Source organism: Mesorhizobium sp. M4A.F.Ca.ET.090.04.2.1 (assembly GCF_003999085.1).
Taxonomy (GTDB): Bacteria; Pseudomonadota; Alphaproteobacteria; order Rhizobiales; family Rhizobiaceae; genus Mesorhizobium.
Genome location: NZ_RZOT01000160.1, coordinates 1 through 11,081 on the forward strand (window position 1 = coordinate 1; position 11,081 = coordinate 11,081).

The 11,081-nt window shown below is 62.9% G+C and carries 13 protein-coding genes and 1 pseudogene; 10 read left to right on the forward strand and 4 right to left on the reverse strand.

Annotation, left to right across the window (positions count from 1 at the left end; all coding sequences use genetic code 11):
- Window positions 1–515: pseudogene (locus EN781_RS13575) on the reverse strand (cysteine--tRNA ligase); the annotation flags it as partial.
- A 391-nt stretch (window positions 516–906) separates the two neighbouring features.
- Between EN781_RS13575 and EN781_RS13580 the strand changes: the two are divergent.
- On the forward strand, window positions 907–1,062 hold the full coding sequence (locus EN781_RS13580) for a hypothetical protein (protein ID WP_126055693.1): 156 nt from the start codon (window positions 907–909) through the stop codon (window positions 1,060–1,062).
- Between the two features lie 79 nt (window positions 1,063–1,141).
- Here EN781_RS13580 and EN781_RS13585 read toward each other — a convergent pair whose 3' ends face one another.
- Window positions 1,142–1,906, reverse strand: coding sequence for an SOS response-associated peptidase (locus EN781_RS13585; RefSeq protein ID WP_126055694.1), 765 nt, complete (start codon window positions 1,904–1,906; stop codon window positions 1,142–1,144).
- Between the two features lie 115 nt (window positions 1,907–2,021).
- Here EN781_RS13585 and EN781_RS13590 point away from each other — a divergent pair, with 115 nt between their 5' ends.
- From EN781_RS13590 to EN781_RS13605, 4 genes are all read left to right on the forward strand, one after another.
- A complete protein-coding gene (locus EN781_RS13590; RefSeq protein WP_126055695.1) occupies window positions 2,022–2,450 on the forward strand; it encodes an NUDIX hydrolase in 429 nt (142 codons plus the stop codon).
- 73 nt (window positions 2,451–2,523) lie between these two features.
- Window positions 2,524–2,901: a TIGR02301 family protein gene (locus EN781_RS13595; RefSeq protein ID WP_126055696.1), complete on the forward strand. Its 378-nt coding sequence runs from the start codon at window positions 2,524–2,526 to the stop codon at window positions 2,899–2,901.
- A gap of 348 nt (window positions 2,902–3,249) precedes the next feature.
- Window positions 3,250–3,507 carry a hypothetical protein gene (locus EN781_RS13600; protein ID WP_126059159.1) on the forward strand — a complete coding sequence of 86 codons (258 nt, stop codon included), beginning with the start codon at window positions 3,250–3,252 and terminating at the stop codon, window positions 3,505–3,507.
- 103 nt (window positions 3,508–3,610) lie between these two features.
- The gene (locus EN781_RS13605; protein ID WP_189347552.1) at window positions 3,611–4,408 is read left to right on the forward strand and encodes a hypothetical protein; all 798 of its coding nucleotides are present in this window, start codon (window positions 3,611–3,613) and stop codon (window positions 4,406–4,408) included.
- Window positions 4,409–4,420: 12 nt separating this feature from the next.
- Here EN781_RS13605 and EN781_RS13610 read toward each other — a convergent pair whose 3' ends face one another.
- Both EN781_RS13610 and EN781_RS13615 read right to left on the reverse strand, forming a co-directional pair.
- Window positions 4,421–4,993, reverse strand: coding sequence for a hypothetical protein (locus tag EN781_RS13610; protein ID WP_127400055.1), 573 nt, complete (start codon window positions 4,991–4,993; stop codon window positions 4,421–4,423).
- A gap of 90 nt (window positions 4,994–5,083) precedes the next feature.
- Entirely contained in the window at window positions 5,084–6,415 is a 1,332-nt protein-coding gene (locus tag EN781_RS13615; RefSeq protein ID WP_127400056.1) for a dihydroorotase, read from the reverse strand.
- A gap of 84 nt (window positions 6,416–6,499) precedes the next feature.
- Between EN781_RS13615 and EN781_RS13620 the strand changes: the two genes are divergently transcribed.
- From EN781_RS13620 to EN781_RS13640, 5 genes are all read left to right on the forward strand, one after another.
- On the forward strand, window positions 6,500–7,360 hold the full coding sequence (locus tag EN781_RS13620; protein ID WP_126055699.1) for a folate-binding protein YgfZ: 861 nt from the start codon (window positions 6,500–6,502) through the stop codon (window positions 7,358–7,360).
- Window positions 7,360–7,998, forward strand: coding sequence for an HD family hydrolase (locus tag EN781_RS13625; protein ID WP_126055700.1), 639 nt, complete (start codon window positions 7,360–7,362; stop codon window positions 7,996–7,998). Before EN781_RS13620 ends, EN781_RS13625 begins: the two co-directional genes overlap by 1 nt.
- A 125-nt stretch (window positions 7,999–8,123) precedes the next feature.
- A complete protein-coding gene (locus EN781_RS13630; RefSeq protein ID WP_126055701.1) occupies window positions 8,124–8,954 on the forward strand; it encodes an oxidoreductase in 831 nt (276 codons plus the stop codon).
- A gap of 10 nt (window positions 8,955–8,964) precedes the next feature.
- Window positions 8,965–10,008, forward strand: a complete 1,044-nt coding sequence (locus EN781_RS13635; RefSeq protein ID WP_126055702.1) for an AraC family transcriptional regulator — start codon at window positions 8,965–8,967, stop codon at window positions 10,006–10,008.
- Window positions 10,009–10,145: 137 nt separating this feature from the next.
- On the forward strand, window positions 10,146–10,754 hold the full coding sequence (locus EN781_RS13640) for a methyltransferase domain-containing protein (protein ID WP_126059161.1): 609 nt from the start codon (window positions 10,146–10,148) through the stop codon (window positions 10,752–10,754).
- Window positions 10,755–11,081: the final 327 nt, after the last annotated feature.

Sequence of the window (11,081 nt, forward strand, 5' to 3'; positions counted from 1 at the left end):
GTGTCGAACAGTACCTCGCCCTCGGCTTCATAGGCATGGCCGCGCTCGATGAGTTGCCCGATCAGCGACAGCATGTCGGCTTTGCCGTCGGCACGGGGGGCGACGAACTCGGTGGCGCGTGGCTCGAAGGTCGGCTCGAGGCAGCCAAGGGCAGCGACATCCTTGTGATACTGGTCGGCGGTCTTTTCGGTGACGTGGCGGATCGCCTCGTTGAGCGACAGCTTTCCCGACGCGATCTGGCTGCCGAAATCACGCAGCGCCCGGGCATTTATCTTGTCGTCGACATCCGTGATGTTGCGCACATACGTAACGTGCTCCTCGCCATAGAGTTGGCGCAGCAGACGGAACAGCACGTCGAAGACGATCGCCGGCCGCGCATTGCCGATATGGGCAAAGTCGTAGACCGTCGGGCCGCAGACATACATGCGCACATTCAGCGGATCGATGGGGACGAAATCGTCCCGCGTCCGCGTCAGCGTGTTGTAGAGGCTGAGACCCTTCGATGCGTTGGACATGCGTGCCCTCCCGGTCCGTTACTGTCTTGGATGGAGCCGGCCCGCGCCGAGGCGCAGATCGAGCTCCAGCCTGCTGGCCGGGGCGTTTGTCCAATCTGGGGAAAGATGAGGCGAAAACGTCCGGACCAGCGCGAGGCTAGCCAATAATGCAAATGCCACAAATGGCGAAAAACGTTTTCATGCGCGGCTTTATCGCCCTGGCGAGTGTTGCCGTCAAGTCGCAACTTTGAGCAAACGAGTCGCCGGGTCACAGCTTATGAGACAGTGAAACATTTTATTAAACATGTCGGCACAGTGATGAAACTTTCGCCGGCTAGATCGCCAGGCGTCACGATTTGGTCGGAATCGGCCATCAAACGCGGACACAGAAATGTTACCAGGGAAGAGACCAATGCCACGAAGCAAGCAGGAACCGAGCCGAGCCAAGCAACCGGCGCTCGCCAACCAATACAGGGCTATCGGACCGGCCGCGATTGTCGCCGCCCTTCTTCACACCGCGAAGAAGAAGAAGCCGGCGCAGAAGTTCATCTCGCCGCGCGCTGCCTGAACAGGCACGCAGCCGGCGCTGGGCGCCGGCGATGAGGGCGCGAACAAGCGCCTGGAAATGAAGGCCTCCACAGTCTTCGCTAGAATAGCGTCATCTGACTGTCGTCCGCGCCGGGCTTCTGGCGCCTGACCTTCCCGGGTTGCGGCCCGACAATGCCCCGCTCCTGAATCTCCGGCCCAGTGTTGGTGACCTTGTTGACAAGGTCGGAAACCGGAATTGCCTCGAAGAAATCAGGGTGAGCCGGCCGCAACAGGTCGAGCACATCGCGCGGCTCCTGCGTGCGGCAATCCAGCCAGCGGGCGAAGTCGCGCTCCTCGATCACCACCGGCATGCGGTCGTGGATATGGGCGATGCCCGAACTGGCACGGGCGGTGAGGATGGCGCCGGTGTCCATCTCGGAGCCGCCCGGCTCGGCGTAGGTCTCGATCAGTCCGGCAAAGGCAATGAGCCCACTATGCCTGGGACGGATCCAGTAAGGCTGGCCCGCGGCACCCGCGCCGGCTTGCTGCCATTCATAGAAGCCGGAGGCCGGCACCAAAGCGCGGCGATGGCGCATGGCGGTCTTGAACGAAGCCTTCTCCGCCGCCCCTTCCGAGCGGGCATTGAACAGCAGCGGGAATTCCCGCGTGTCCTTGACCCAAGCCGGGATCAACCCCCAGCGCACCAGCATCGCCTGCCGGTCCGGCAGGTTGGAACCCGGCGCCCTTGGCGGACCCGCAAGCGCCATCAGCACCGGCTGCGTCGGTGCGATGTTGTAGCGGGCCGGAAACGCCTCCAGCTCCGCCAGGCCGAGAAAGGCGGCGGTCTGCTCCGGCGTGGCGGTAAGGGCAAAGCGTCCGCTCATGGCTTTGACTCTTCGATCGGGATCGCCGTGAAAGTGGCGATGGAACCGCAGCACTGTAACCGCTAGAGCTGTCCGGTCCATAACCTCAGCCAGCAACTGACGCGATTCGAAGCGCATGAACGAGGCTCGCAAGATCATACCGGCCGTTTCCGTCGCGATCGTGCGCGGCGACAAGGTACTTCTGGTCAAGCGGGCCCGGCCACCGTCGCAAGGGCTCTATGCCTATCCGGGCGGCAAGGTCGAGCCTGGCGAGTCGCTGGCGCAAGCGGCGGCGCGCGAGCTCGAGGAGGAAACCGGGTTGCGGGCAGATGGCTACCGCCCGCTGCGCGATATCCACATCGATGGCAGCGGTGAGAATCACGCGGTCGACTATCTGCTGACGGTGTTCGGCGCGGCTTACGCCGGCGGCGAGCCGGTGGCCAGCGACGATGCCGAGACCGCGGCGTTCTATACGCTTGCCGAGATGGTAACCATGCCGCTGGCGGGAGACGTTTTCGAGGTGGCGGAGGAATTGCTCGGGTCTCAGAAAAATACAGGAGCGTAGGGCCGCGAAAATCGCCTTGCAGGCGACAAAATGTTTCGCCACAAAGCCTTATCCTCGCCACGACAAGGTCCCGATGACCCGCGCCTCGCCTCTCCTTGCCGCATGCCTTGCCGCCAGCATGGCGCTGACGGCTTGGCCGGCGTTCCCCGCCGAGGCGCCGTTCGAACCAGGGCTGATGCGGTTGGCGGAAGTGCTGGGATCGCTTCATTTCCTGCGCAATCTCTGCGGCGAGAAGGGCGACCAGTGGCGGGTCGAAATGGAAAAGCTGCTGGCATCGGAAAACCCCGACCCTGAGCGGCGGGCCCGCTTCATCGCTTCGTTCAACCGCGGCTACCGTTCCTTCGGCGGCACCTATACGCAATGCACGGCCTCGGCTACGGAAGCCATCAGCCGCTACATGAAGGAAGGCGAGACGCTGTCGCGCGACATCGCCTCGCGCTACGGCAACTGACGGCATCCGGCCTCCCGCCCCCTCGCCACCCACAGGTTTTCAGAACCAGCGCTTGTCTATGCCGCCATCTTGGTGCAATCCTTATGTTGCACTTCTGCAACAGCGTTAACGAAACGTTACGGTGCGGATGTGAAATTAACTCAAACTGAAGGTTTTGGTGCCGCTCGCCGGCCTAATCGGCTAAGTTTGGAAACTATCGAACGCAGGCTTTTGCAACGCGACGGATTTTGTCGGGTATGACCCCAAAAATGTCGTATTTACAAACGGTTACTCAAGCCCGCGTGTGAAAGGGACAGCCCAGGCCCGGTCCGCACAAAGGATCGCCGCATGAACAGGGTGGACATCGCAATGGAACATGCCGTCAACGACATCGACGCGTTGGTCAGGGAGGAGAAGCGCCTGACCGCCGTGGAAAGCCATAGCGAGGCGTGGGCGGAAGGGCTGTCGGCCGGCATCGAGCCGGAAATCATCGCCGAGGCAGCGCTTGAAACCGCGTTTGGCGAGATGCTGCGCGCAAATGGCGAAACCTCGGCTCTTGCCCTGCTCGATCGCATGCGTGAAAAGGTGATCGCCGGCGCCTTCGAACCGGAGCGGCTGAAGCACTGAGCCCGGTTCTTTGACGGCGGCGCGCCGTTTGGGCATCATTGCATCAAAGGCACCCAACCGGCCCGAGCAGCCCGGCGGGCTTGGGCACATGGAGAGGCAGGCGGTGAATTTTTCGACCTCAGGCCAGCCGCGCGGCCTGGTTTTCAGCCTCTGGCTTGCCGCCTTCTGCGCCGCGATTCCGCTGGCGCTCAGCCTCACGATCAGCCCTGCCCATGCCCTGAGCGAGATCAAACGCGAGGACCTGCCCTCGCCGGCGACACCATCGGCCGATGACGACATGGCGCCGCCCGGCAGCGCCGTGCCGATGCCCGATCCGCTCGGCACGACCCCGCCCGCCACCAGCCAGCCGGGCAACGCGCCCGAGGAGAGCCAGCCGGAAGGGCCTGCGAACGACGGCGGTACCGCCAGCCCGAACTCCGACCCGGACGCACCGCCGCCGGAAGTCGTCTACGACCTCGCCAAGCTGCCGGAACCGGTCAAGCGCATGCATGATCTGATCGTCGAGGCCTGCCGGAGCGGCGACATCGAGAAGCTCAGGCCGCTGATCGGCAAGGGCGATTCGATGACACAGCTGTCGCTGGGCGACATCGAGGGCGATCCGATCACCTTCCTCAAGGGGCTTGCCGGCGACTCGGAGGGTCAGGAAATCCTCGCCATCATGGAAGAGGTGCTGAGCGCCGGCTACGTCCATGTCGATGCCGGCACGCCGCAGGAACTCTATGTCTGGCCGTATTTCTTCGCCCTGCCGCTCGACAAGCTCGACGCCAAGCAGCGGGTCGAGCTGTTCAAGATCGTCACCGCCGGCGACTATAACGACATGAAGCAGTTCGGCGCCTACATCTTCTACCGCGTCGGCATTACGCCGGCCGGCCAGTGGATGTTTTTTGTTGCCGGAGATTGACAATCCGCACGTTTAATTTCTTCCGCATTTCACCCTAGCGGCATTGTCCATAACCTCGTCGGCATAGAAGTAGAAGTTCATGAAGTCTTCGGTGATGCCCATGGCTTCGGCGGTCTCAATGCATTCTTGCACGGCTTCTCCAGAGCCTTTAGAGGCAGCCAGGCATGCTCTTACTTTTTTGTCCCCAGGTTGAGCAATCTCCGGTGACGACAAGCGATGCATCAATCGATCATCGCTTCCACGGCTGCCGCGGCCAAAAATCTTCATTTGAAGCATCAATGATACTTTATTGCGATCCATATCATATTTATGCAAATCGTCCAGGACAATTGTCCCGTTCTCTATATATACTTCAAATATTTCTGTAGGACTTACTTCACCAGTCGCCACTCTATGCCAAGTAGAATGAAATGCTTCATCGCAGTCACCTGCTATAACCATGTTTTTGAACGCCATTTCGTCGAAATCCGAATAATTCGTTTCGAGATTTCGCGCCAGACTCTGCGTTCCGAAACCATACCAGCCGACCACTGTGGCCAGCGCGGAGACATGCAAGATTTTCAGGAGCGCATATTTGCCGTTCATGGAACGCATCTTCCGTTATCTCCATTGACGGAACTGCAGTACCCCACCGTTCGCCGTGGAAAGAGCGGAAAATCCAATGTGGCGGAATAGCTACCTCGCCAGCGCCTCGGAGAACTCCACCGCCCTGCCCTGTCCAGGCGTAACGATCTCGCCTTCCCACATGACGCGTCTACCGCGCACGATGGTGCCGACCGGCCAGCCGGTGACCTGTTTGCCGTCATAGGGCGTCCAGCCGGCCTTCGAGCCGGCCTGCGCGTTGGTGATGGTCTCGCGGCGCTTGAGATCGATGACCGTGAAGTCGGCGTCGTAGCCGGCGGCGATGCGGCCCTTGCGCGCCATGCCGAAAATGCGCTGCGGACCGTGGCTGGAAAGGTCGACGAAGCGCTGCAGGGTCAGCCTTCCGGCATTGACGTGGTCGAGCATGATCGGCACCAGCGTCTGCACACCGGTCATGCCGGATGGCGAGGCCGGATAGGGCTTTGCCTTCTCGGCGAGCGTGTGCGGAGCGTGGTCCGAGCCCAGAACGTCGACGATGCCTTGCGAGATGCCGTGCCAGACGCCGTCGCGATGGCGCGCGGCGCGCACCGGCGGGTTCATCTGGATCAGCGTGCCCAGCCGGGCGGAATCATCGGCGGCGAGCGTCAGATGGTGCGGCGTCGCCTCGCAGGTCGCGACATCCTTGTGCTGTTCGAGGAAGAGGATCTCTTCCGCGGTCGAGATATGCAGGACGTGGATGCGCGCGCGCGTCTGCCTAGCAATGCGCACCAGCCGCTCGGTGCAGCGCAATGCGGCGATCTCGTCGCGCCAGACGGGATGCGAGGAAGGGTCACCCTCGATCCTTTCGCCCAGCCGCTCCCGCAGCCGGAATTCGTCCTCCGAATGGAAAGCGGAACGGCGGCGTGTGTTGCGCAGGATCGAGGCGACGCCTTCGTCGTCCTCGACCAGCAGGTCGCCGGTAGACGAACCCATGAACACCTTGATGCCGGCCGCGCCCGGAAGCCGTTCGAGTTCGGCGACGTCTTCGGCATTGTCGCGGGTGCCGCCGATCCAGAAAGCGAAATCGCAATGCATGCGGCCCGTGGCGCGCCGCACCTTGTCGGCAAGGGCGGCCTCGCTGGTGGTCAGCGGGTTGGTGTTGGGCATCTCGAAGACAGCGGTGACGCCGCCCAGCACGGCCGCGCGTGAACCGGTCTCCAGATCCTCCTTATGTTCCAATCCCGGCTCGCGGAAATGCACCTGGCTGTCGACGACGCCGGGCAGGATATGCAGGCCCTTGCAGTCGATCGTCTCGCCGGCGGAAGCCTGGCCGAGATCGCCTATCGCGGCGATGCGCCCCGCCCGCACGCCGACGTCCCGAAAACCCTCGCCGTCATGGCTGACCACCGTGCCGCCTGTCAGGATGAGGTCGTAGGTGGTGGCCATGGGCGTTTCGGTCTCTTGCGGGGGGAGTGTCAGGGGCTTACGTAAAGGCTGACCGTTTTGCAAGATCAGGCTCAATTTCCATCCATGCCCTTTGCCCTGCTGAAAGACCGCGCCCTCATTTCCGTGTCAGGCCCGGACGCCGAGCATTTCCTGCAGAACATTCTCACCACCGACCTCGACGCGCTCAATCCCGGCGAAGCGAAGCCCGGCGCGCTGTTGACCCCGCAGGGCAAGATCCTGTTCGACTTCCTCATCTCGCGCACCGACGAGAATGGCTTCCTGCTCGAATGCCGAGCCGATGTCGCCGACGATTTCGTGCGCCGGCTGATGCTGTACCGGCTAAGAGCCAAGGCCGAGATTGCCAAGCAGGATCAGGTGCTTGTTACCGTCAAGTGGAACGAAGATTCAACCGCCTCAGATTCCGATTCAACGACGCACGCCGATACCCGCTTCCGTAACGTCGCGGTCCAGCGCAGCTATGGCGCCGCGTCGGATGGTGGCGACGCCGGCGCGTGGCAGGCGCTGCGCATCGCCAACGGCATTGCCGAAAGTGGAACCGACTATCCCCTCGGCGACGCCTTCCCGCATGATGTGCTGCTCGACGAGACCGGCGGCGTCGGCTTCAGGAAGGGCTGCTATGTCGGCCAGGAAGTGGTCTCGCGCATGCAGCATCGCGGCACTGCCAGGCGGCGTGTTCTGATCGCTTCCGCGCAAGTCCCCCTGCCCGGTCCAGGCACGGAACTGACGGTCGCCGGCCGGCCTGTCGGAACGCTTGGCTCGACCGCCGGCGCGACCGGCCTTGCGATTGCCCGCATCGACCGGGTCAAGGCGGCGCTCGACGCCGGTCAGCCGATCATGGCCGACGGAGTCACAGTTTCGCTCGCCATCCCGCCTTTCGCCAAATTCGGCTTTCCGCAGGACGCCGCCGGCGTGGAGGAGGCCTGATGGCCGCCGATCGCGCCGGGGCGCCGCCGCGCGCCTGGCAGCGCATGCTGTCAGGCCGGCGCCTCGACCTGCTCGACCCCTCGCCGCTCGACATCGAAATCGCCGACATCGCGCATGGGCTTGCCCGTGTGGCGCGCTGGAACGGCCAAACCAGCGGCGAGCACGCCTTTTCGGTCGCGCAGCATTCGCTGCTGGTGGAGGCGCTATTTTGCGAACTGGTGCCGGCGGCCTCTGCCGACGCGCGGCTGGCGGCGCTGCTGCACGATGCGCCGGAATACGTCATCGGCGACATGATCTCGCCGTTCAAGTCGGTCATGGGCGGCTCCTACAAGGATTGTGAGTTGCGCCTGCAGCGCGCCATCCATCTGCGTTTTTCGCTGCCGGCGGACCTCGGTGCCGCCTTGCGCAAGGAGATCAAGCGCGCCGACCAGATCGCCGCCTACTACGAAGCGACGCTGCTTGCTGGCTTCTCCACGGCGGAAGCGACCGAGTATTTCGGCCGGCCACGCGGTTTTTCCATCGAGCGCTTGGACTTCACGCCACGTTCGGTGACCTGGGCGCAGACGGCTTTCCTGAAGCGCTTTACGGCGCTCGAAGCGAAGCGTCCGTCTTTCGTCGCTGCGAATTCCACGACGTGAAAGAATGCTGCCGCGCGAGAGGCGCGGCAAGTTTGGCGTAATCTGCTACTGTGCTGGCGCGGCCTGTCAGTGAATGGCACCTCTGCTCGACCCTAGATTGGGCTCAAGCAAGATGAGAGGCAATCATGTTTGACAGACAGAAAAAGACAGCGCTCGTGACCGGCGCATCCTCCGGCATGGGCAAGGAAATCGCCAAGCGCCTGATTCAGGACGGCTTTCAGGTCTATGTGGCCGCGCGCCAGATCGACAGGATGGAAGACCTCGCGGCGCTCGGGGCACGCCCGTTGCGCATGGACATTTCGAAAGGCGCGGAGATCGACGCGGCTGTCGCCAGCGTCCTCGCCGAAGTCGACAGTGTCGACGTGCTCGTGAACAATGCGGGGTTCGGTCTCTACGGGCCGGTCGAGGATATCGGACTCGACGAAGCGCGCTATCAGTTCGAGGTCAACGTCTTTGGTCCGGCCCGGCTGACGCAACTTCTGCTGCCGGCCATGCGCAAGAAGAAGGCCGGCACGATCGTCAACATCACCTCGATGGGCGGCAAGATCTATACCCTGCTCGGCGCCTGGTATCACGCGACGAAGCATGCGCTGGAGGGCTGGTCGGATAGCCTGCGGCTCGAACTCGCACCCTTCGGCATCAAGGTCGTGGTTGTCGAGCCTGGCCTGATCGAAACCGCATTTGGCGATGTCGTCGCGGCCGGACTGCTGAAGCGATCAGGGGCTGGCGCCTATGCGAAGGTGGCCCAGGTTGTGGCGAAGACGACGAAAGCGAGCTACGGCCATGGCCGCGGCAGCGATCCGCGCGTCATCGCCGATGTGGTCTCGACGGCCGTCAGGTCGGCCAGGCCGCGGACGCGGTACGCCGCCGGCAAGTACGCGAAAATGATGATCGGCATCCGGAGATGGTTGGGCGATCGCATGTTCGACCGCCTGATCCTAAGCCAGATGCGGTGAAGGAAAGAGCATGAGCGGAATACCGGCTGACAAATGCAAGGTGCCACGCGCATTCTGGCACGCCGTGGAACGTCTCGGCGTGCCTGCGTCCGGGGTGTTGCGGCAGGCCCGGCTTCCCGCCACCCTTCACCTCAGCGAAAAAGCCTTTGTCACCACCGCTCAATATTTCGCGCTCTGGCGGGCCCTTGAAGAACTGTCCGCGGAACCGACTCTGGGCATAAAGCTGGTCCAGGCCGCCGACACCGCAATCCATCCACCCTCCACGCTGGCCGCCTTTCACGCGCGAGATTACCGTGACGGCATAGCCCGCATCGCGCGCTTCAAGCGGCTCTGCACGCCCGAGCAGCTGAATGTTGCCGAATCGGCCGGCGAATGCACGATAAACTCCGAATGGCTTTACGCCACGGAGCCGGCGCCCGCGATTGCCACCGACGTCGCCTTTGCCATGGTCGTCGAACTCGGCCGACGGGGAACGGGACAGCATCTTACGCCCTGGCGTGTCGAACTCACGCGTCCCGATCCTGAGAGCCACGTACACCGGGACTACTTCGGATGTCCGGTCCGCTATGGCGTCCGGCGCGACCTGCTGGTCCTGCGGTCCAGCGATCTCGATCGCCCTTTTCCCGGCCACAACCCCGAGCTTCTTGATATCCTCACACCGGCGCTCGCTGCAGCGCTGGGCGAGCTTCTGGCAAAAAGCTCCGTGGCCGAGCAGGTGAAGATCGTTCTGAAGAGAAATCTGGCGAGTGGGAGACCAGAGCTTTCCGACATCGCGCGTGAGCTTGGAACGAGCGAACGCACGCTGCAGCGGCGAATCACCGAGGAAGGAACGAGCTTCCGCGAGCTTCTGGTCGAGGCGCGACAGGAACTCGGCAGGCAATTACTATCGGATCCAACGGCCGACATTGACGAGGTCGCCTGCCTGCTCGGTTACCAGGATGCGAGCTCGTTCTATCGCGCATTCCGGGAGTGGGAGGGCACGACCCCCAACCGCTGGCGGGAACTCAACTTCAGCGGCCTGAAACGGGCGGCTTCCGACAGCCTCATGCACTAAACCGGTGCTGCCCCGAGTTCGCCTTTGTCGTTGGCGTTCTCCGCAAATGCATTGGCGCCCTCTGTTACTGTGCCGTGCACAAGCAGCCGCTATCCAGATCCTCGTCGAATTCTCACTGGCTTCTTCCGAGGACGTGGATGCAGAACGATTTCTGGATGTTTTTTCGGTCCTGGCTTGCCGCTCCGCTCCGGGTTGCGGCAATCGCACCGTCCGGCAGCGCGCTTGCCAGGATCATGACGCAGGACATCACTTCCAGAACCGGTCCTGTTATCGAGCTTGGGCCCGGCACCGGCGTCTTCACGGCAAAACTGCTCGAGCGAGGCGTGCGGCCGGAAGACCTCACCCTCGTCGAATACGGCGCAAATTTCGCGCGGCATTTGGAAACCCGTTTTCCGCGGGCGCGCGTGCTTCGCATGGACGCCGCCCGCGTGGGGGATATCAAATTCCGCAATGAGGCATCCGTCGGGGCGGCCATCAGTGGCTTGCCGCTGCTGAGCATGCCCGACCACAAGGTGATAGCAATCCTCGACGGGGCTTTCGCGCATCTGAAGCCTGGCGGGGCATTCTACCAATTCACCTACGGTCCGCGATGCCCGGTCGCGCGACCGATCCTTGAGGGATTAGGCCTCAGCGCAACGCATATAGGACGCACTATGCTGAACGTTCCGCCGGCGGCGGTCTACCGGATTGTGCGCCACCCAGCGAGGGCGCCAAGGGACAGAACCGTTGCAACGGTCACCCCATAGATCGGGCTGAAACGGCCTCCCAGGACGAGCGCTTCACGGCGCTCGAAGCGAGGCGTCAGGCAACGGTTACGCTGCATTCCGCCAGCTGAACAAACGCTAAATTAACCGGAGACTACCACAGTAGCCGGTCAGTTCACGGTCCGCAGGCGCGAATATGCCCGTCGCTCAGGTCAAGGCTGGTTCGCCCGCGCGCAGGCGCCGCGCGGCGGGCATCGGCCCGACAAAGCGTATCGAAGACGAATTGCGCGAGCAGAACGAACGCTTCTCGGCTGCCGTCGAGAACATGTCGCACGGCCTGTGCATGTTCGACGCCGACGAGCGGATGAT

Coding starts and splice junctions, on each gene's coding strand:
- EN781_RS13630 (WP_126055701.1), top strand. CDS start 8,124: ATGTTTGACAGACAGAAAAAGACAGCGCTCGTGACCGGCGCATCCTCC.
- EN781_RS13595 (WP_126055696.1), top strand. CDS start 2,524: ATGACCCGCGCCTCGCCTCTCCTTGCCGCATGCCTTGCCGCCAGCATG.
- EN781_RS13635 (WP_126055702.1), top strand. CDS start 8,965: ATGAGCGGAATACCGGCTGACAAATGCAAGGTGCCACGCGCATTCTGG.
- EN781_RS13600 (WP_126059159.1), top strand. CDS start 3,250: ATGGAACATGCCGTCAACGACATCGACGCGTTGGTCAGGGAGGAGAAG.
- EN781_RS13615 (WP_127400056.1), bottom strand. CDS start 6,415: ATGGCCACCACCTACGACCTCATCCTGACAGGCGGCACGGTGGTCAGC.
- EN781_RS13585 (WP_126055694.1), bottom strand. CDS start 1,906: ATGAGCGGACGCTTTGCCCTTACCGCCACGCCGGAGCAGACCGCCGCC.
- EN781_RS13620 (WP_126055699.1), top strand. CDS start 6,500: ATGCCCTTTGCCCTGCTGAAAGACCGCGCCCTCATTTCCGTGTCAGGC.
- EN781_RS13610 (WP_127400055.1), bottom strand. CDS start 4,993: ATGAACGGCAAATATGCGCTCCTGAAAATCTTGCATGTCTCCGCGCTG.
- EN781_RS13590 (WP_126055695.1), top strand. CDS start 2,022: ATGAACGAGGCTCGCAAGATCATACCGGCCGTTTCCGTCGCGATCGTG.
- EN781_RS13640 (WP_126059161.1), top strand. CDS start 10,146: ATGCAGAACGATTTCTGGATGTTTTTTCGGTCCTGGCTTGCCGCTCCG.
- EN781_RS13625 (WP_126055700.1), top strand. CDS start 7,360: ATGGCCGCCGATCGCGCCGGGGCGCCGCCGCGCGCCTGGCAGCGCATG.
- EN781_RS13580 (WP_126055693.1), top strand. CDS start 907: ATGCCACGAAGCAAGCAGGAACCGAGCCGAGCCAAGCAACCGGCGCTC.